Annotated in this window: 19 protein-coding genes and 1 riboswitch; of the genes, 16 read left to right on the forward strand and 3 right to left on the reverse strand. The window is 54.5% G+C overall.

Features of this window, described 5'->3' with window-relative positions; genetic code table 11:
• From HMPREF1144_RS02360 to HMPREF1144_RS02395, 8 genes are all read left to right on the forward strand, one after another.
• A partial coding sequence (locus tag HMPREF1144_RS02360) for a LysR substrate-binding domain-containing protein (RefSeq protein ID WP_009651784.1) occupies positions 1-522 on the forward strand: 522 nt, incomplete at its 5' end.
• A gap of 180 nt (positions 523-702) precedes the next feature.
• Positions 703-2,271 (forward strand): nickel ABC transporter substrate-binding protein, encoded by a 1,569-nt coding sequence (gene nikA / locus HMPREF1144_RS02365; protein WP_009651754.1) that lies wholly within the window; start codon positions 703-705, stop codon positions 2,269-2,271.
• Complete coding sequence (gene nikB, locus HMPREF1144_RS02370) at positions 2,271-3,215, forward strand: nickel ABC transporter permease subunit NikB (protein ID WP_009651780.1); 945 nt, start codon at positions 2,271-2,273, stop codon at positions 3,213-3,215. The genes nikA and nikB overlap by 1 nt, the downstream gene beginning before the upstream one ends.
• Positions 3,212-4,045, forward strand: a complete 834-nt coding sequence (gene nikC, locus HMPREF1144_RS02375) for a nickel ABC transporter permease subunit NikC (RefSeq protein WP_009651755.1) — start codon at positions 3,212-3,214, stop codon at positions 4,043-4,045. The genes nikB and nikC overlap by 4 nt, the downstream gene beginning before the upstream one ends.
• On the forward strand, positions 4,045-4,806 hold the full coding sequence (gene nikD, locus HMPREF1144_RS02380; protein ID WP_004855137.1) for a nickel import ATP-binding protein NikD: 762 nt from the start codon (positions 4,045-4,047) through the stop codon (positions 4,804-4,806). Before nikC ends, nikD begins: the two co-directional genes overlap by 1 nt.
• Entirely contained in the window at positions 4,806-5,576 is a 771-nt protein-coding gene (gene nikE, locus HMPREF1144_RS02385; protein WP_004855142.1) for a nickel import ATP-binding protein NikE, read from the forward strand. Before nikD ends, nikE begins: the two co-directional genes overlap by 1 nt.
• 5 nt (positions 5,577-5,581) lie before the next feature.
• A complete protein-coding gene (gene nikR / locus HMPREF1144_RS02390; protein ID WP_004855145.1) occupies positions 5,582-5,998 on the forward strand; it encodes a nickel-responsive transcriptional regulator NikR in 417 nt (138 codons plus the stop codon).
• A gap of 165 nt (positions 5,999-6,163) precedes the next feature.
• A riboswitch (M-box (ykoK) riboswitch) is annotated at positions 6,164-6,347 on the forward strand.
• Between the two features lie 56 nt (positions 6,348-6,403).
• A complete protein-coding gene (locus tag HMPREF1144_RS02395; RefSeq protein ID WP_009651786.1) occupies positions 6,404-7,417 on the forward strand; it encodes a magnesium transporter in 1,014 nt (337 codons plus the stop codon).
• Here HMPREF1144_RS02395 and HMPREF1144_RS30870 read toward each other — a convergent pair.
• Positions 7,383-7,745, reverse strand: coding sequence for a LysR family transcriptional regulator (locus HMPREF1144_RS30870; RefSeq protein WP_316503925.1), 363 nt, complete (start codon positions 7,743-7,745; stop codon positions 7,383-7,385). The genes HMPREF1144_RS02395 and HMPREF1144_RS30870 overlap by 35 nt on opposite strands.
• Before the next feature lie 303 nt (positions 7,746-8,048).
• Here HMPREF1144_RS30870 and HMPREF1144_RS02400 point away from each other — a divergent pair, with 303 nt between their 5' ends.
• The 5 genes from HMPREF1144_RS02400 to HMPREF1144_RS02420 all read left to right on the forward strand — a co-directional run bounded on the left by HMPREF1144_RS02400 (position 8,049) and on the right by HMPREF1144_RS02420 (position 14,372).
• Positions 8,049-9,002 carry a hydroxyacid dehydrogenase gene (locus HMPREF1144_RS02400; RefSeq protein ID WP_009651750.1) on the forward strand — a complete coding sequence of 318 codons (954 nt, stop codon included), beginning with the start codon at positions 8,049-8,051 and terminating at the stop codon, positions 9,000-9,002.
• Positions 9,003-9,012: 10 nt separating this feature from the next.
• Positions 9,013-9,711, forward strand: coding sequence for an RraA family protein (locus HMPREF1144_RS02405; protein WP_004855156.1), 699 nt, complete (start codon positions 9,013-9,015; stop codon positions 9,709-9,711).
• A 66-nt stretch (positions 9,712-9,777) separates the two neighbouring features.
• A complete protein-coding gene (locus tag HMPREF1144_RS02410) occupies positions 9,778-11,172 on the forward strand; it encodes a DASS family sodium-coupled anion symporter (RefSeq protein WP_004126262.1) in 1,395 nt (464 codons plus the stop codon).
• Between the two features lie 12 nt (positions 11,173-11,184).
• Positions 11,185-12,348: a metallo-dependent hydrolase gene (locus HMPREF1144_RS02415; RefSeq protein WP_009651759.1), complete on the forward strand. Its 1,164-nt coding sequence runs from the start codon at positions 11,185-11,187 to the stop codon at positions 12,346-12,348.
• Between the two features lie 140 nt (positions 12,349-12,488).
• Positions 12,489-14,372, forward strand: a complete 1,884-nt coding sequence (locus HMPREF1144_RS02420; protein WP_009651775.1) for a sigma-54-dependent Fis family transcriptional regulator — start codon at positions 12,489-12,491, stop codon at positions 14,370-14,372.
• A 34-nt stretch (positions 14,373-14,406) separates the two neighbouring features.
• On the opposite strand, the gene HMPREF1144_RS02425 is transcribed toward HMPREF1144_RS02420, so the two are convergent.
• Positions 14,407-15,603, reverse strand: a complete 1,197-nt coding sequence (locus tag HMPREF1144_RS02425; protein ID WP_009651765.1) for an NAD(P)/FAD-dependent oxidoreductase — start codon at positions 15,601-15,603, stop codon at positions 14,407-14,409.
• Between the two features lie 229 nt (positions 15,604-15,832).
• On the opposite strand from HMPREF1144_RS02425, the gene pitA reads away from it, so the two are divergent.
• Positions 15,833-17,329 carry an inorganic phosphate transporter PitA gene (gene pitA / locus HMPREF1144_RS02430; protein WP_004855169.1) on the forward strand — a complete coding sequence of 499 codons (1,497 nt, stop codon included), beginning with the start codon at positions 15,833-15,835 and terminating at the stop codon, positions 17,327-17,329.
• Positions 17,330-17,394: 65 nt separating this feature from the next.
• On the opposite strand, the gene uspB is transcribed toward pitA, so the two are convergent.
• Positions 17,395-17,730 carry a universal stress protein UspB gene (uspB, locus tag HMPREF1144_RS02435; RefSeq protein WP_004855171.1) on the reverse strand — a complete coding sequence of 112 codons (336 nt, stop codon included), beginning with the start codon at positions 17,728-17,730 and terminating at the stop codon, positions 17,395-17,397.
• A 380-nt stretch (positions 17,731-18,110) separates the two neighbouring features.
• On the opposite strand from uspB, the gene uspA reads away from it, so the two are divergent.
• Both uspA and dtpB read left to right on the forward strand, forming a co-directional pair.
• Positions 18,111-18,548: a universal stress protein UspA gene (gene uspA / locus HMPREF1144_RS02440; RefSeq protein WP_004126268.1), complete on the forward strand. Its 438-nt coding sequence runs from the start codon at positions 18,111-18,113 to the stop codon at positions 18,546-18,548.
• A gap of 260 nt (positions 18,549-18,808) precedes the next feature.
• Positions 18,809-20,275, forward strand: coding sequence for a dipeptide/tripeptide permease DtpB (gene dtpB, locus HMPREF1144_RS02445; protein WP_042926881.1), 1,467 nt, complete (start codon positions 18,809-18,811; stop codon positions 20,273-20,275).
• The last annotated feature ends 85 nt before the right edge of the window (positions 20,276-20,360 follow it).

Below are 20,360 nucleotides of genomic sequence, written 5' to 3' on the forward strand. Positions count from 1 at the left end.
CGCCAGTTTCAACAGCGCTACCCGCAAACCCAGGTCAGGCTGACCGAAGTGCTGGAAAACGTTGAGGAAGAGCATCCGGCCCGCAGCGAGGCGGACGTGATGGTGCTGACCCGCCGTCAGGATATTACCGGCCGCGGCGAATGGCTGATGAACATTGATTTTGTCGCCGTCGCCCATCGCGATCATCCACTTTCCGCGCTGACGGGGCCGCTGGACGACAGCGCGCTGGCCCCCTGGCCGCTGGTGCGCATCGCCGACCGCAGCAACGATCCGCAATCTTCCCGCGATGCATGGACGTTTTCCACTATTGATGCCGCCATCGATGCGGTGCTGTATCAGGTCGGGTTTGGCTGGCTGCCGGAAGAGCGCATTGGCCCGCAGCTTCAAGAGGGGGTACTGAAGGCGCTACCGTTAGGACACGGCGCGCGGCGGGCTACGCCGCTTCACCTGATCGTGAAGCGTGATTTAACGCCCATTGATGAGCAGGTCGCCACGCTGTTGGATCTGTTCAGAGCGCCCTGATGGGTTTGTTTACCCGGCTCGCGCTGCGCTTAGCCGGGCTGCAGGCGGGTTAGTAGACTCATACAGCCAAAACAGATATACCGTTTTCTTATACTTTCAGGCCCGTTATTGATCCAGCTTACGCCGAAAGTATGATGAATCTTTAAAATCGTCATACTTTCCTGTCGCTGAGAAAAAGCCTTGTCTATTATCCGCACCACCCTGCTGGCGCTATTCGCCTGCGCCCCGTTGCTGGCCTGCGCCGCGTCCAATGAAATCACCACCGCCTGGCCGGTCAACGTGGGGCCGCTCAACCCGCACCTCTATACGCCCAACCAGATGTACGCCCAGAGCATGGTCTATGAGCCGCTGGTAAAGTATCAGGCGGATGGCTCGGTAAAACCCTGGCTGGCAAAAAGCTGGACCCACTCGGCGGACGGCAAAGTCTGGACCTTCACCCTGCGCGATGACGTGACATTTTCCAACGGCGAAGCGTTTGACGCCCATGCCGCCGCGGAGAACTTCCGCGTGGTGCTCGATAACCGCCAGCGCCACGCCTGGCTGGAGCTGGTCAATCAGATCGTCGAGGTCAACGCGCTCGACAAAAACCAGCTGCAAATCACCCTGAAAAGCGCCTATTACCCGTTCTTACAGGAGCTGGCGCTGCCGCGCCCTTTCCGCTTTATCGCCCCGTCGCAGTTCAAAGACAATGAGACCCTGCACGGCATTAAAGCGCCGATTGGCACCGGTCCGTGGGTGCTGAAGGAAACAAAACTCAATCAGTACAATGTACTGGTGCGTAACGAGCGCTACTGGGGCGAAAAGCCGCAGATTGAAAAGATTACCGTCAAGGTGATCCCGGACCCGACGACCCGCGCGGTGGCCTTTGAAACCGGCGATATTGACCTGCTCTACGGCAACGAAGGGCTGCTGCCGCTCGACACCTTCGACCGCTTCAGCCACAACCCGGCCTACCGAACCCAGCTTTCCCAGCCGATAGAGACGGTGATGCTGGCGCTGAATTCCGCCAAAGCCCCCACCAACGAGCTAGCGGTGCGCGAAGCGCTGAACTTTGCGGTGAATAAAAAATCGCTGATTGATAACGCCCTGTACGGCACTCAGCAGGTTGCCGATACGCTGTTCGCCCCCACCGTGCCCTATGCCGATATTGGCCTGACGCCGCGCCGGTACGATCCGCAGCAGGCGAAGGCGCTGCTGGAAAACGCCGGCTGGGTCCTGCCTGCGGGTAAGGATATTCGCGAGAAAAACGGCCTGCCGCTGCGCGTTGAGCTGTCGTTTATCGGTACCGACGCGCTGAGCAAATCAATGGCGGAAATCATTCAGGCCGATATGCGCCAGGTTGGCGTGGACGTGGCGCTGGTCGGCGAGGAAGAGAGCAGTATTTATGCCCGCCAGCGCGATGGTCGCTTCGGCATGATTTTCAACCGTACCTGGGGCGCACCCTACGATCCGCACGCCTTTATGAGTTCGATGCGCGTACCGTCGCACGCCGATTTTCAGGCGCAGCAGGGATTAGCCGACAAACCGATTATTGATAAAGAAATCGGCGAGGTGCTGAAAACCACCGACGAAACGCAGCGTCAGGCGCTGTACAAAGAGCTGCTGACCCGTCTGCACAACGATGCGGTCTATCTGCCCATCAGCTACGTCTCGATGATGGTGGTCGCCAGACCGGAGCTGGGGGCGATTCCCTACGCGCCGATCGCGTCTGAAATTCCGTTTGAACAGATTAAGCCGGTGAAACCCTGATGTTACGTTACGCGCTGCGGCGGGTCGCGCTGCTGATCCCGATGATCTTCGCCGCCTCGGTGATTATCTTTTTAATGCTGCGCCTGGGCACCGGTGACCCGGCGCTGGACTATTTGCGTCTGTCAAACCTGCCGCCGACGCCGGAGATGGTGGCCTCAACACGCGCGATGCTGGGGCTGGAGCGGCCGCTTATCGTCCAGTACGGCAGCTGGCTGTGGCAGGCGCTGCATCTGGATTTTGGCGTTTCGTTCGCCACCCAGCGTCCGGTGCTGGATGACATGCTGAGCTTTCTGCCCGCCACGCTGCAACTGGCCGGCGCCGCGCTGGTGCTGATCCTCCTCACCTCCGTGCCGCTGGGCATCTGGGCGGCGCGGCACCGCGACCGCCTGCCGGATTTTATTGTGCGGATCATCGCTTTTCTCGGCGTGTCGATGCCCAACTTCTGGCTGGCTTTCCTGCTGGTGATGTTCTTTTCGGTTTATCTGCAATGGCTGCCGGCGATGGGCTATGGCGGCTGGCAGCATATCATTCTGCCGGCGGTGTCGATCGCCTTTATGTCGCTGGCGATCAACGCCCGCCTGCTGCGCGCCAGCATGCTGGAAGTCGCCGGGCAGCGTCACGTAACCTGGGCCAGACTGCGCGGCCTGAACGACAGGCAAACCGAGCACCGCCATATTCTGCGCAACGCCTCGCTGCCGATGATTACCGCCGTGGGGATGCATATCGGCGAGCTGATTGGCGGCACGATGATTATCGAGAATATCTTTGCCTGGCCCGGCGTGGGCCGCTACGCCGTCTCGGCGATTTTTAATCGCGATTATCCGGTGATTCAGTGTTTCACCCTGATGATGGTGATCGTTTTTGTGGTCTGTAACCTGATGGTTGATCTGCTGAACGCCGCGCTGGACCCGCGCATTCGCCGCCATGAAGGAGCGCGCTCGTGAACTTTTTCCTCTCTTCACGCGGGTCCGTCCGCATTTCTTTGCTTATCATCGCCCTGCTGGCGGTCGTTGCGCTCACCAGCCAGTGGTGGCTGCCGTACGATCCGCAGGCGATCGATCTGCCTTCGCGCCTGCTGCCGCCCGGCAGCCAGCACTGGCTCGGTACCGATCATCTGGGGCGCGATATCTTCTCGCGTCTGCTGGCAGCGACCCGCGTATCGCTTGGCTCGGTGATGGCCTGCCTGCTGCTGGTGCTGGCGCTGGGACTCCTTGTCGGGGGATGCGCCGGGCTTATCGGCGGCCGCGTCGATCAGGCCACCATGCGCGTCGCGGATCTGTTTATGACCTTCCCGACCTCAATCCTCTCTTTCTTTATGGTGGGGGTAATGGGAACCGGGCTGACCAACGTAATTATCGCCATCGCCCTGTCGCACTGGGCGTGGTATGCGCGGATGGTGCGCAGCCTGACAATCTCCCTGCGCCAGCGCGAATTTGTGCTCGCCGCGCGGCTTTCCGGCGCGGGACACATGCGGGTATTCGTCGACCATCTGGCCGGCGCGGTCATTCCGTCGCTGCTGGTACTGGCGACCCTGGATATCGGGCATATGATGCTGCACGTCGCCGGGATGTCGTTTCTCGGCCTCGGCGTCACCGCGCCAACCGCCGAGTGGGGGGTGATGATTAACGACGCCCGCCAGTATATCTGGACCCAGCCGCTGCAAATGTTCTGGCCGGGACTGGCGCTGTTTATTACCGTCATGGCCTTCAACATGGTGGGCGACGCGCTGCGCGATCGCCTGGATCCTCATCTGATCGCGGAGCACGCCCACTAATGCCGCAACAAATTACACTGCAAAACATCGTCTTACAGGCCGAGCGTCCGCTGGTGCACGGCGTATCATTGACGCTCAAACGCGGGCGCGTGCTGGCGCTGGTTGGCGGCAGCGGCAGCGGAAAATCGCTAACCTGCGCGGCGGCGCTGGGCATTTTGCCTCCCGGCGTACGGCAAACGGCGGGGATGATCCTCGCCGACGGCCAGCCGGTTTCCCCCGGCGAGCTGCGCGGCAGCAAAATCGCCACCATTATGCAGAACCCGCGCAGCGCCTTTAATCCGCTGCACACCATGGCGACCCACGCGCGGGAAACCTGCCGGGCATTGGGTAAACCCGCAGACGACGCCACGCTTACGGCGGTACTGGCAGCCGTTGGGCTGGAGGAGGCGCAGCGCGTCCTGAAGCTTTATCCGTTCGAGATGAGCGGCGGCATGCTGCAGCGGATGATGATTGCCATGGCGCTGCTGTGCGAGGCGCCGTTTATCATTGCCGATGAACCCACCACCGATCTGGACGCCGTGGCCCAGGCGCGCATTCTCGATCTACTGGCAGGTGTTATGCAAAACCGCGGGCCCGGGATGCTACTGGTCACCCACGATATGGGCGTCGTGGCGCGGCTGGCGGACGATGTGGCGGTAATGGATAACGGCTGCATTGTAGAACAGGGCGATGTTGACTCTCTGTTTCGCGCCCCGCAGCACAGCGTCACCCGCAGCCTGGTGGCGGCGCATCTCGCCCTTTATGGTCTGGAGCTGGCCTGATGACATTACTGAGCGTATCCACGATTACCCATCAATATACCGATTTAAAGGTGCTAAAAGAGGTCTCTTTGGCGCTGAAAAGCGGTGAAACCGTGGCCCTGCTGGGACGCAGCGGCTGCGGGAAAAGCACCCTGGCGCGCCTGCTTGTTGGCCTGGAATCGCCCACGCAGGGCAGCGTCTGCTGGCGGGGAGAACCACTCTCCCGGCTCAATCGCGCTAAGCAAAAGGCGTTCCGGCGGGATATTCAGATGGTATTCCAGGACGCCATCAGCGCGGTGAATCCGCGTAAAACGGTACGCGAAATTTTGCGTGAACCCATGCGACATCTGCTGTCATTGACGAAAGCGGAACAGCTGGCGCGGGCAAGCGACATGCTCAGGGCGGTGGATCTCGATGATAGCGTGCTTGATAAGCGCCCCCCGCAGCTGAGCGGCGGACAGCTGCAGCGCGTCTGCCTGGCGCGAGCGCTGTCGGTTGAGCCGCAGCTGCTGATCCTTGATGAGGCGGTGTCTAACCTCGACCTGGTGCTCCAGGCGGGCGTCATTGGTCTGCTCAAAAAGCTCCAGCGACAGTTTGGCACCGCCTGTCTGTTTATCACCCACGACTTACGTCTGGTGGAGCGTTTTTGCCAGCGGGTGATGGTGATGGATGAGGGGCAAATCGTTGAGACGCAGGTCGTGGGCGACAAATTAACGTTTTCTTCCCACGCCGGTCGCGTGTTACAAAATGCGGTACTTCCCGCCTTTCCCGTGCGCCGTAATAAGGTTTAAAACAGATGCAACGTATCACGATTACGCTTGATGACGATTTACTCGACACGCTGGATAGCCTGAGCCAGCGCCGCGGCTATCATAATCGCTCCGAAGCCATCCGCGATATTCTGCGCGGCGCGCTGGCCCAGGAAAGCGCTCAGGAGTACGGCACCCAGGGCTTCGCGGTACTCTCCTATGTTTATGAACATGAGAAGCGCGATTTAGCCAGCCGTTTAGTCTCCACCCAGCATCACCACCACGATCTCTCCGTCGCCACCCTTCACGTACATATCAACCATGACGACTGCCTGGAAATCGCCGTGCTGAAAGGCGATATGGGCGACGTTCAGCATTTTGCCGATGACGTTATCGCCCAGCGCGGCGTGCGCCACGGCCATTTGCAGTGTTTGCCAACGGAGAAGGTGTCACCCCACTCATAAACTGCGCGCGGCAATAAACGGCTTTTTAACTCGCGAGCGGAGCTAACGCTATCATGCTGGCTCGTTGGCCCATGCGCCTCGTAGCGGTTTTTCTCAACCATTAATAAACGACATGAATTATACGTTTGGTTAATTATTTCACTTCGCTAATAATCACGTCTCATTTAACGATCTCGTTATGGCGAGGCTCCTGCATAAACATAAGTTACCGCCCTGTTGGTATCGAGAGAGACCACTCAGGGAAATACAGGCTTCCATCGAATCAAGGTGTTGCCAAGGTAACTTCTGACGGCGTTCATGCCGGGCAGATACGTTGTGCAGTGCTAAAACCAGGACGTAGGGATCTGCCTGTGCTCATCCTGTCTTGTTCGCCCCTATGAGTGATTTTTTATAGGGAATTACACCATGTCTTCCATTCAACTGTGCGCCGCACATCAGGCTACCGCAGCGTTCGACGGCGACGCGATCGCCCAGTACATGCGTACCGATTTCATTACCCTGCCGGAACATTTCAGCGTTCATGAAGCGCGTGAGCTGTTCGTTTCTCAGCTGGCCAGCGATGAGATCCCCGGCCAGGTTTTTGTCGTCGCCGGGAAAAAACTGCGCGGCAGTTTATCGATTAAAAAGCTGCTGCAGGAGAGCGATACCGCCCAGTCCATTCGTTATTTAATGGATAGCTGCCTGTTTCGCGTCAGGCCTGACGACCCGCGGCCGCAGGTGGTCGCCGAACTGGCAGAGCGCGGGCTCGACCTCGTGCCGGTGGTCGAAAAAGGCGAGCTGGTTGGCTGCCTGATGGAAAAAGAGATCGCGCATCTGCTGGAAGATGACGTGACCGAGGATGCTCAGCGCCAGGGGGCGACGCTGCCGCTGGAAAAGCCCTACCTGGAAACCAGCCCGTGGGCGCTGTGGAAAAAACGTTCGGTATGGCTGCTGCTGCTCTTTGTCGCCGAAGCCTATACCAGCAGCGTGTTGCAGCATTTTGAGGAAGCGCTGGAGTCGGCGATTGCGCTGGCCTTTTTCATTCCGCTGTTGATTGGTACCGGCGGCAATAGCGGGACGCAGATCACCTCCACTCTCGTGCGTTCCATGGCGCTCGGGGAAGTGCGGCTGCGCGATATGGGGCGCGTGATCCGTAAAGAGGTCTCAACCTCGCTGCTGATCGCCATGACGCTCGGTCTGGCGGGCTGCCTGCGCGCCTGGATGATGGGCATCGGCATGGAGATCACCCTGATCGTCAGCCTGACGCTGGTTTGTATTACCCTGTGGAGCGCGGTGGTGTCGTCGGTGATCCCCCTGACGCTCAAACGCGTCGGTATCGACCCGGCGGTAGTTTCAGCGCCGTTTATCGCCACCCTTATCGATGGTACCGGACTGATTATCTACTTCAAAATCGCCCAGTATTTTCTCGGGCTGAACTGATTATCTTGCCCGGCGGGAAGGATTTGCCGGGCTGTTTTATTCCTGCCCGAATATCCGCAATCGCATTAAGCAATCTCAGTAACTCTGGGGCAAGTCGATAAAACGCGTGCCCTTTTTCCGTTAAGATAACTTTTCTGATATTCCTGCCGCGCTTAATAAGATTGAAACCCAGCGCATTTTCAAGCGCACAAATGCTGGTTGTTATCGAAGAGGGTTCAATACTTAGCCGCTGAGATACGCAATGAATATTCCCCTCCTGAACCATAAGCATGAATATCTCCAGCTGTAGTTTATTCACTGGCAATAATTCCCCTTGAGAAAACGTCACCCTGACGTTTTAAGTTGTCCGCTGAACAATGTCAATGGATACAAACAAACCTTTATTTTGCATCAACAACAGAAAATGTGAGGCGAATAGCCGCCTCATTTAATTTTGCATTTCAACCATTTCAAAATTAAATACCCCGACCCACAGCACTATCTTAATATGCGAAGAGCATCACTCAGCCGCAAAAACAAAAATAAAAAAACTGCACATTTATCATGTAGTTGAAAATTAAATTCGCACAATATTAATTTATGGCACACCCCATGCAGTTACCTCCACGTAATCAACACTGGAGATAGTTAAATGACCTACAAAATTTTACTCCCGCAGGAAATCATGGCGGAAGGAAGAGAATATCTGGAAAGCCGCGGTTATCAGCTGATTAACGGCTCAGGGATGGAAGAAGAAGATATCATTCGCGACATCGTCGATTGCGACGGTATTATCGTACGCCTTTCAAAAATGTCCGATCGCGTATTTGAGGCGGCTAAAAAGCTGAAAGTCGTTGCACGACATGGTGCTGGTTACGATACGGTCGATCTGGAGTCCGCTAAACGTCATGGCGTCGTCGTATTAAATGCGCCGATTGCTAATAGCATGTCCGTTGCCGAACTGGCCATATTTTATATGCTGCACTGCTCGCGTAATTTCAAGCTGGTACAGGAAAAGATGCTTGAAGATTATTACTGGGCAAAACTGCGCACGCCAAAAGTGGAGCTGGATGGTAAAACGCTGGGCCTGATTGGCGTGGGAAATATCGGTTCACGCGTGGCAATAAAAGCGCTGCATGGCTTTAATATGAAAGTTATCGCCTACGATCCGTATAAAACTCAGCAGCAGATCCCCGAAGGCGTAGAGCTTACCGACGATTTTGACCGGATTTTCAAAGAGAGCGACTTTGTTTCTCTGCACTGCCCAACAACCGCGGAAACCACTGATTTTGTCGGTGAGAAACAGTTTTCCATGATGAAGCCCACCGCCTACTTCATTAATACCGCACGCGGAAAGCTGGTCGATGAAAAAGCGCTCTATCACGCCTTGAGCACCCACGCTATCGCCGGGGCGGGCGTGGATGTTTTAAAGAAAGAGCCGTTTGATGCCAACGACCCGATTTTCTCGCTAAGCAATATCGTGATTGCCCCGCATATTGGCGCCGCCACCATTGAAGCGACCGACAGAGCCTCGCTCCATTCCGCGATTGGCATTGATGAAGTCTTATCCGGTAAGAAACCGTCCTGGCCGGTCCCGGGTTTTTAAGGAGAAAAAAATGACTATTGGTAACCGTATTTTTTTAAAGCGTCCGACCAGCAGCGTCGATCTTCTTAAAGAATTTGAACAGCTCCCGGCGGCGAATATCGCTGACACCATGAACCGCATTGCCGTACTGGGTAACGGCATTAAACGTATTTCTTCGCCGAAAAAACCGATTATGGCGGGCTTCGCTATCACCGTGAAAGTCCGCGCGGGCGATAACCTGATGCTGCACGCCGCGCTGGATATGGCGGGTGAGAACGATGTGATTGTCGTCTCCAACGAAGGCGACCGCTCACGAGCGTTGATGGGCGAGATCATGGTGGCCTATGCCCACTGCATGAAGAAAGTCGCCGGTATCGTGCTGGATGGACCTATCCGCGATATCGATGCGCTGTCGGTTCTCGATTTTCCGCTGTTCGCCACCGGCTCCAACCCCGCGGGCCCGTTTAAACAAGGTCCGGGAGAGGTGAACACGCCGATCGCCGTTGGCGGCGTCGCGGTTTGTCCAGGCGACCTGATCGTCGGCGACGCGGATGGCGTGATTGTAATCCCCCTCGGCGACGCAGAAGCCGTACTGAATAAAGCCAAAGAGTATGCAAAATTCGATGCCAGCAAAGTAGAGGCCGCCAAAAACGGCACCGCGAATCGCCTTTGGGTCAAAAAATCACTGGATGAGACCGGCGTTGAGTTTATCGACGACGTGTATCGTTAATTTGATTAAATAATATCAGGCCGCGGCGCCCTGACGGGCCGTGGCTTTAAAGCAAAGGTAATAAAAATGCTTTATTTAAAACTCTTGCCCATTATCTTTTTCCCCGTTTTATTTTGGATAATACCGCACCCGGAAGGCGTCTCCGCACCGACCTGGCATATGGTTGGCATCTATCTGGCGATGCTGTGCGGGCTGGTTTTACGCCCGTTTACCGATGCGGTCATTATGCTGATTATTCTCGGGTTTGCCTCTCTGGTTCTCGACCCCGCTCCCCTGTTTGCCGGTTTTGGCAGCCCTATGGTCTGGTTTATTATCAGCGCCTTTATTATTTGCAAAGCGTTTGTTATTACCGGACTGGGTAAACGTATCGCCTATCTGCTGCTAAAACGCTATGGAAAAAATACCCTCACCCTGGGTTATCTGATGATGGTGACGGATACCGTACTGGCCCCGGCAACGGGTTCAAATATGTCCCGTTCGGGAGGCATTACCTATCCCATCTTCAGGAACATCGCCGAAGCGCTGGGCTCGAAGCCCGACGACGGTAGCCGCAAAATCGGCGCCTATCTGACCATCCTGATGTACGTCGTCTCAATGGGAACCTCCAGCCTGTTTCTGACGGGGATGGCGACCAACTCAATTACCGTCTCGCTGGCCAACGAGATCATGAAGGTGAATCTCGAATGGATGACCTGGTTTAAAGCCGCCGTGGTGCCAGCCGGACTGGTGCTGCTGCTCGCGCCGTGGATACTGTATAAAATCTACGCGCCGGAACTGAAAGTTATCGATAACGTCAATGAAATTGCCGAGAAGGGCCTGCGTGAGCTGGGTCCGGTAAAACGTGAAGAGAAGCTGCTGATCGTGTTCTTTGTCCTGGGCGTGCTCGGCTGGATGACGGGTTCCATCACCGGCATCGCCTTTATTCCCGTCGGCCTGGCGTTCCTCGCCTGCCTGCTGCTTTTCGGCGTGCTGAGCTGGAATGACGTGGTGAGCGAAAAATCGGCCTGGCAGACCTTCGTCTGGTATGGCGCGTTTTATGGCTGTGCGGTTGCCCTATCAAAAGGCGGGTTCTACGTCTTTCTGGTGGACGTTATCAAAAACTATCTCGACCTGTCGCATCTCAATGAAATCAGCGCGATTGCCGTGCTGGTCTTTATCAGCCTTGCCGTCCGCTATTTCTTTGTCTCGAACAGCGCGTTCGTCGTCTCTTTCTATCCGGTACTCTTTACCCTGGGAATGACGACCCAGGCGCACCCGATGTACGTGGCGCTTTCTCTGGCTTTCTCCGCAGGCTATGGCGCACTGCTGACGCACTACGGCAACGGCGCTGGCGTATTTACGTTCTCCAGCGGCTACGTCCCGCAAAAAACGTTCTGGATGCTGGGCACCATCATGGTGGTGGTCAACGTATTAATCTTCTTCCTGATCGGTATTCCCTACTGGAAGTTTATCGGCATTTAACAGGAGCAAAAAATGAAACTGGATATTCTGATTAAAAACGGTCTGGTCGCCGATCTCGAAGGTCATGATTATATTAACCGTAATATTGGCGTTATCGGCGATCGCATCGTGGACTTAAATACCGTTGACGATTTGCAGGCGGAAACGGTGATTGATGCCGCGGGTTGTATCGTGCTGCCTGGCTTAATCGACTTCCATGGTCATGTTTTTCATGGCGGGACCGCCATCAGCGTCAACCCTGACATCGTATGCTTACCCAACGGGGTCACCAGCATGGTTGATGCCGGCAGCAGCGGCTGGGTGAATTATCAGCTTTTTCGCAATAGCGTGATTCATCCGGCCATGGTGAAAATCAAAAGCTATTTGAACGTGGTCAACGTCGGGCTTTCCACCCTCGGGGGCGGGCCGACCGGGTATCTGGAAAATACCAATCCGGCGAATTACAACGAGGAGAAAATCGCCCAAACGCTGAATAGCAACAGAGACAATATTCTGGGATTGAAACTACGCTACAGCCAGGATATCGCCAAAGGGAAACAGTACGCCAGCGACCCTCTTCTCTCTACCGTCTCCCTGGCGCGTAAACTGGATACCACGATTTGCGTTCACGTCACGGACTCTCTTCTCTGCGCCGATGAACTGATCCGCTATTTTAATGCCGATGATATTTACGCCCACTGCTTCCACGGTACCGGCCACTCGATTCTTAATGAACAGGGCGAGGTTTATGCGGCAATAAAAGAGGCGCAGACCCGGGGGGTTATCTTCGACTGTTCAAACGGCGTGGCCCACTTTGATTTTCACGTTGCCAGAACCGCCATGGCGCAGGGATTCTATCCGGATATCATTAGTACCGATCTCACCCTGAGAAATAGCTTACGGACGGATAAGGTCTACAGTCTGCTCCACGTCATGTCGAAATATCTCAACATGGGAATGTCCTTCTTCGATATCCTGCGCGCGGTAACCGCTACGCCGGCGCGCTTAATGAAAATGCAGGGACAAATTGGTACCCTGGCGCCCGGTGCTTGTGCTGATATTTCCATTGTTAAGCTGCGAAAAGAGAAGATTGTTTTTGAAGATACTCAGGGCGTTAAAATTGAAGGGGACCGTTACATTGATAACTGCGCAACTCTGTGTAATGGTCAAATCGTCTATCGCCGCCTGCGCTTCTAATCGCTAATTATGAAGCCTTACGTCTACATCGGCGTAGGGCTTTTATTCTGAATCACACATAATATGACTTCCCTCATTGATTCTCCTCGGTCTCATCATATACTGAGGCTTGCCTACTCTGATGCCTGCGAGAATAATGCATGAATAATAATGAAATTGTTATCTTTTCAGTTTCCAGGACAATAACCCAAAGAATTATGAATGTCCTTATTGAAAGAAAGCTCGACATCCCCGTCTATGAATTTCGTTATTCAGATGTTCTCGACAAAGCCCATGAGATGATTCAATCCGGCACTAAGATAATTATTAGCCGGGGCGGTACCGCCGCACTCTTGCGTAGTAATATTACTATCCCTGTCGTTGAAATCGCTCATGATTTTCATGGCGTTTATCGTATCCTACAAGAAGCCAACAGCAAATCGCAAAAAATTGCCGCCGTTGGCTTCCCGCAATTTTGTAGCGCCTTGCGCCATTACCAAAACATGACCAATGAAGAGTTTAAAATTTGTCAGGTTTACAACCATCACGATATTGAAAATGTTATAAAAAATCTTTCAGAGAATAATTATCATACCGTAATCGGCGGCCTGACCGTTGCTGAAATGGCGCAAAAATATAATCTCAATGCTATTATGGGGGATACCGATAACATTTCCATTGAACAGGCCATCAATGAATCTCACAGTTTATTGAAATACATTAATCGAGAAAACAGCAAGCTAATCATGAGCCATTCAGCCTTGAATCAGGCGCGCGAAGGTATTATGTGCATTGATCAACTTGGTGAAATAATAAACATCAATGCCACCGGCGTTGAATTATTTCAATGTCAAGCCGGAGATAAACTATTCAAAAAAGAAGCCTTTAAAGAGATTTATGCCAGCATTATTAATGAATTAGACATCAAAGAGCAGGCTATAGACATTAACGGCGTAACGATTCATATTTCCGTGCGCCATTTTTCAAACCCCAAAATATCATATGCCGTTATTACGGGGTTAAGCCAGGAAAGCTCGCTTTGGCAAAATAGTATCAGCAAAAAAAGTAAGCTCCGCGGTTTTTCCACAACCTGGTCTTTCGACGACATTATTGGCCAGTCTCCGGCGATACGCGATGTCATAAAAAAAGCTAAACTGTGCGCCCGCCACGAACTTCCCATTCATATTTTAGGCGATACCGGCACAGGCAAAGAACTTTTCGCCCAGAGTATTCATAACCATAGCGCCAGAAGCCATAGCCCTTTTATCGCGATTAACTGCGCGGCCATCCCTGAGGGTATTCTGGAAAGCGAACTCTTTGGCTATGCCGACGGCGCATTTACCAGCGCACGTAAGGGCGGAAAACCGGGGGTGTTTGAAATGGCGATGAACGGCACGGTGTTTATCGATGAAATCAGCGAAGCGCCGTTATCGGTACAGGTTAAGCTGCTGCGCGTGTTACAAGAGAAGCAATTCTCTCGTCTCGGGGGCGATACGTTGATCACCGCCGATTTTCGCCTGATCACCGCCAGCAATAAGGATCTGCGCCAGCTCGTCGCCAGCGGTGAGTTCAGGCAGGATCTGTACTATAGAATCAATATTCTTGAGTTGAGCCTACCGGCCTTACGCCAACGACCGGGCGATATCATGTTGTTGATTCAGCATCTGCTTTATCAGCAAGGTAAGCAAATCACATTTACCCCCGACGCGGTGGATTTTTTGCATCGCTATAGCTGGCCTGGCAACATTCGTGAACTTCAGGCGGTTATCTACCGGCTCATCGTCCTGCTGGACATCGATCGAGTGAGCAAAGACGTTTTGCTGCAAATCGGTCAAATTGCACCGGATGACTACAACGAGAGCTCCCACTTCCCGGCCACGGGCGTGACATCAGATGAAACCGATTTATTAAAGAAACAAGAGAAACGGCTGATTACCCATGTCATCGAAAAAACCGACGGGGACAGAACCAAAGCGTCGGTGATGCTCGGCATCAGCCCCACGACCCTGTGGCGCAAATTAAAGCAGCACAATATCAGCGGATAAGGCGGAGCCGGGTCCGCTGATACAGAGCAGGCGGTTATTTCTGTTCCGCTAAAGCCTGCGCGCATGCCCAGGCTGACGCCCACGCCCACTGGAAGTTATAGCCTCCCAGCCAGCCGGTGACGTCCATCACTTCGCCGATAAAGTACAGACCGGGCACCTTGCGGGCCTCCATGGTGCGCGAAGAGAGTTCGTTGGTGTCGACACCGCCGAGGGTCACTTCCGCCGTGCGATAGCCTTCGGTGCCATTCGGCTGGACGCGCCACGCGGTCAGCGTCTCAACCAGCGCCTGCTGCTCGCGAACGTTAAGCTGTTTCAGGGTGACGTCCGGCAGCTGCCCCAGCTGCTGCAGGCACTCGACCAGCCGCTTTGGCAGCTTCATTGCCAGGGTGTTCTTCAGGCTCTGATTGGGATGCGCCGCGCGCTGCTCGTTGAGGAAGTCATCAAGATGGCAATCCGGCAGCAAATTGATGCTGACGAACTCTCCCGGCTGCCAGTAGCTGGAAATTTGCAGTACCGCCGGCCCGGACAGCCCGCGGTGGGTAAAGAGCAGGTTTTCCCGGAAGACGGTCCCGTTTTCCGCCGTGATGGTGGACGGCACCGACACCCCGGAAAGCACCTGCAGCTGTTCGAGCAGCGGCTTATGCAAGGTAAACGGCACCAGGCCCGCTCGGGTCGGCAGCACCTTCAGGCCAAACTGCTCGGCAAGCTTATAGCCAAACGGCGAGGCACCGAGGCCTGGCATAGACAGTCCGCCAGAGGCAACCACCAGCTTTTTCGCCGCCACCGTCTCGCCGTTAAGCTGTAGCGTGTAGCCCTCATCATCCCGCTCTACGCTGATAATTTCGCTACGCAGGCGAATGTGTACGCTGCCTTTTTCGCACTCGGCCAGCAGCAGGTTAACGATTTGCTCGGCGGAATCATCGCAGAAAAGCTGGCCCAGGGTTTTCTCATGCCAGGCGATACCGTGTTTACTAACCAGATCGATAAAGTCCCACTGGGTGTAGCGCGCCAGCGCAGATTTGCAAAAATGCGGGTTTTGACTGAGATATGCCGCAGGTTCGATATACATGTTAGTAAAGTTGCAGCGGCCACCGCCAGACATCAGGATCTTACGCCCGGGCTTTTTGCCGTTATCGAGCAACAGCACCCGACAGCCTGCCTGCCCCGCCTGCGCCGCACAAAACATTCCCGCCGCTCCGGCGCCGATTACGATGGCATCAAACCTTTCCACACAACATTCCTCATATCCCGATTGTCGGGAATTGTAAATTTTTCATCCTGGTCGCACCAGCCTGAAAAAAACAGATTTATGTACCTTATTGAAAGATATAGGAATACTCCCAACAAGGTAAAACTTAAACAGGAAGAAAATCAAAAAAAGTCTATATTTCACTTTGCCCGCGCCGCGAAAGTCACTGATAATGCGCCGCGTTCATGTCCTCAAAATGGCGTAACGTCCTATGCTACATTTATTTGCCGGTCTGGATTTACATACCGGGCTATTATTATTGCTTGCTCTGGCTTTCGTGCTTTTTTACGAAGCGATCAATGGTTTTCATGATACCGCAAACGCTGTTGCAACTGTGATTTACACACGCGCAATGCGGTCGCAGCTTGCTGTGGCGATGGCGGCTCTTTTTAACTTCTTCGGCGTTCTGTTGGGCGGTCTCAGCGTAGCCTATGCCATCGTGCATATGTTGCCGACCGACCTGCTGCTTAACATGGGTTCAGCGCATGGCCTCGCCATGGTCTTTTCCATGTTGCTGGCGGCAATCATCTGGAACCTCGGCACCTGGTACTTCGGCCTTCCGGCCTCCAGCTCGCACACTCTGATCGGCGCGATCATCGGTATTGGTTTAACCAATGCGCTGATGACCGGCACGTCGGTGGTAGATGCGCTGAACATCCCGAAAGTCATGGGTATTTTTGGCTCGCTGATCATCTCGCCAATCGTGGGTCTGGTAGTGGCGGGCGGCCTGATTTTCATTCTGCGTCGCTACTGGAGCGGAACCAAAAAACGCGCCCGTATTCACCTGACCCCAGCCGAGCGTGAAAAGAAAGACGGCAAGAAAAAGCCGCCGTTCTGGACCCGTATTGCGCTGATTCTGTCCGCCATTGGCGTCGCGTTCTCCCACGGCGCGAACGATGGCCAGAAAGGCATTGGCCTGGTGATGCTGGTTCTGATCGGCGTTGCTCCGGCGGGCTTCGTGGTCAATATGAACGCTTCCGGCTACGAAATCACCCGTACCCGCGATGCGGTCAACAACGTGGAAACCTTCTTCCAGCAGCGCCCTGAGCTGTTGAAGAAAGCGACCGGCGCCGAGCAGCTCATTCCGTCTCCGGACGCAGGGGCAGCCGCCAACGGCGAGTTTCACTGCCACCCGGCAAACACCATCAACGCGCTTGACCGCGTGAAGACAATGCTGGCCGGTACAGAAAGCTACGACACGCTCTCCGTGGAACAGCGTAGCCATCTGCGCCGTATTATGCTCTGCATCTCCGACACCACAGACAAAGTGGCTAAGCTGCCGGAAGTGAATGCTGACGATAAGCGTCTGCTGAAGAAGCTGAAAACCGATATGCTGAGCACCATCGAGTATGCGCCAATCTGGATTATTATGGCGGTTGCGCTGGCGCTGGGTATCGGCACCATGATCGGCTGGCGTCGCGTGGCGACCACCATCGGCGAGAAAATCGGTAAGAAAGGGATGACCTACGCACAAGGTATGTCAGCTCAGATGACCGCCGCCGTATCGATTGGTCTGGCGAGCTATACCGGTATGCCGGTTTCCACCACCCACGTGCTCTCCTCCTCGGTAGCGGGGACGATGCTCGTTGATGGCGGCGGTCTGCAGAAGAAAACCGTCACCAGCATCCTGATGGCCTGGGTACTAACCCTGCCCGCGGCGATTCTGCTGTCCGGCGCGCTGTACTGGCTCTCACTGCAGATTATCTAAGCGAATATCAGAAACAAGAAAGATAAACGGGCCAGGAAACTGGCCCGTTTTTTTGTATCGTGAAGCTAGTGCCAGATAGCCAGGGCAATCATGCTGACCACCACCAGGCCGCATAGCGCGCTGGTGAGAATAAACTGCCGACGAACCCGCTCGCAGCGGCGGATAAATTCATCGTCGTGGTGATCGCGGTAGCGCTGGGCGTAGATGTACCACACCAGGCGCACCTGTTTGCCGGGCTGCCCGTGCGACGTAAAAAAACCGCCGCCGTCGACATATTGATAGAGCAAAGGGTCACAACCACGTAGCACAACAAGCAATGCACGCAGCGACGAGAAGTAGCGTGCCATATTCACTACACATACGATACACAGGGCCCAAAACAGCGCAACAGTGCTGATCATACCTCCTCCCCGGCGACCCGTCCTCGGAGGCTCCCTCCGGGACTACCGCTCCCCAATATCAAACCGACTGTACTGTGAAAGAGTGCGATTCCGATCACGTTTATTTATCCGACCGGCTCATTAAATAGTGTAGGAGATCAGTTAATTTTTTTACCACAACGTTAATCATTATCAATGCATAAGTCGGATATATTTGTTTAACTATTCGCTGAACAAGGTGGATTGACGGATCGCGAGGGGCGCTATAAGGTAGAAATATCTTCTACAATTAGGTCCTTAAGGACTCCCCCCCGCGAATGTAGCACGCAGGACGCGGGCGAAGCGGCAGCGCTGGCTGTCAGGTCCAACGGTCATCGACAACTTATGGAAGGAGTAACACCATGGCTTACAAACATATTCTTATTGCAGTAGACCTGTCCCCGGAAAGCAAAGTACTGGTAGAAAAAGCCGTTTCTATGGCCCGCCCCTACAATGCAAAAGTTTCCCTGATCCACGTGGATGTGAATTACTCCGATCTCTACACCGGCCTTATTGACGTCAATCTGGGCGACATGCAGAAGCGCATCTCCGAAGAGACTCACCACGCGTTAAGCGAGCTGTCCACCAACGCGGGCTATCCGATCACTGAGACCCTGAGCGGCAGCGGCGATCTCGGCCAGGTGCTGGTTGATGCGATTAAAAAGTATGATATGGACCTCGTGGTTTGCGGTCACCATCAGGACTTCTGGAGCAAACTGATGTCCTCGGCTCGTCAGCTCATCAACACCGTTCACGTGGATATGCTGATTGTCCCGCTGCGCGACGAAGAAGACGAATAACAGGCCGTTATTTCATTTCGCTGATGACCAACGCCCGCCAACGCGGGCGTTTTTATTTCCCCTCACTCCGCCGCAAAAAGCATATAAATCCAAATAATAGCCACAATACCAGGTTGATCAACCATTTCAAATGCGATATAGCCATATAATAATTCGCCAAAATAGATAAACATCATATCATTACGCAAAATTAACCTTTTTCAGCGCGTTTTGGCATACGCGTTCATACTTTTCCGGACAGGACTTAAAGGCGAAGAAAGATGAATTCAACCGCACCGACAGGCTTGCTGCAGCAACCTCGCCCATTCTTCATGATCTTTTTTGTGGAACTATGGGAGCGATTTGGCTATTACGGCGTTCAGGGCATCCTGGCCGTATTCTTTGTTAAACAGCTTGGTTTTTCTCAGGAGCAGGCGTTTATTACCTTCGGCGCGTTTGCCGCGCTGGTCTACGGCCTTATCTCCATCGGCGGCTATGTCGGCGATCATCTGCTGGGTACGAAACGTACGCTGGTTCTGGGCGCGATTGTGCTGGCAGCGGGCTACTTTATGACCGGCCTGTCGCTGCACCAACCCAATCTGATTTTCATCGCGCTGGGGACCATTGCGGTGGGTAACGGCCTGTTTAAAGCCAACCCGGCGAGCCTGCTGTCCAAATGCTACCCGCCAAAAGATGCCCGTCTGGATGGCGCCTTCACGCTGTTTTATATGTCGATCAATATCGGTTCGCTGCTGTCGCTCTCGCTGGCGCCGGTGATTGCCGATAAGTTCGGCTACGCGGTGACCTACAACCTTTGCGGCGCGGGGCTGATCGTCGCCCTGCTGGTTTACTTCGCCTGTCGAGGGATGGTGAAGGATATCGGCTCTGAGCCGGACCACAAACCGCTGAGCCTGCGCAATTTACTGTACGTGCTGGCCGGTACGGTGGTCATGATTTTTCTCTGCGCCTGGCTAATGCATAATGTCAAAATCGCCAACCTGGTGCTGATTATCCTCTCAGTGGTGGTGACGATTTTCTTCTTCCGCGAGGCCTTCAAGCTGGATAAAACCGGGCGCAACAAAATGTTCGTCGCCTTTATCCTGATGCTGGAAGCGGTGCTGTTTTATATTCTGTACGCGCAGATGCCCACCTCGCTCAACTTCTTTGCTATCAATAACGTTCACCATGAAATACTTGGTTTCGCGATTAACCCGGTGAGCTTTCAGGCGCTAAACCCGTTCTGGGTGGTGGTGGCCAGCCCGATCCTCGCCGCTATCTACACGCGTTTAGGCAATAAAGGCAAAGACCTGACTATGCCGATGAAGTTTACCCTTGGCATGTTCTTGTGCGCGCTGGGTTTCCTGACGGCCGCCGCGGCGGGAATGTGGTTTGCCGATGCCCAGGGGCTGACCTCGCCGTGGTTTATCGTGCTGGTCTATCTGTTCCAGAGCCTGGGGGAACTGCTGATTAGCGCTCTGGGGCTGGCGATGGTCGCCGCGCTGGTACCGCAGCATCTGATGGGCTTTATTCTTGGGATGTGGTTCCTGACGCAGGCGGCCGCGTTCCTGCTGGGCGGCTACGTGGCGACCTTCACCGCCGTACCGGATAATATTACCGACCCGCTACAGACGCTGCCGATTTATACCGATGTCTTCAGCAAAATTGGCCTGGTGACCCTGGGCGTAACGGTGGTCATGGCGATCATGGTGCCGTGGCTGAACCGGATGATTAATACAAAAAGCGCGTAAACACGGTGCGGTCGACGGGGTTTTCCGGAAGCGGTGCTCCCCCAGACCGCACGAACCCGTAGCCCGGGCAGGCGCAACGCGCCGC

This window comes from Klebsiella sp. OBRC7 (genome assembly GCF_000293135.1).
Classification (GTDB): domain Bacteria; phylum Pseudomonadota; class Gammaproteobacteria; order Enterobacterales; family Enterobacteriaceae; genus Klebsiella; species Klebsiella michiganensis.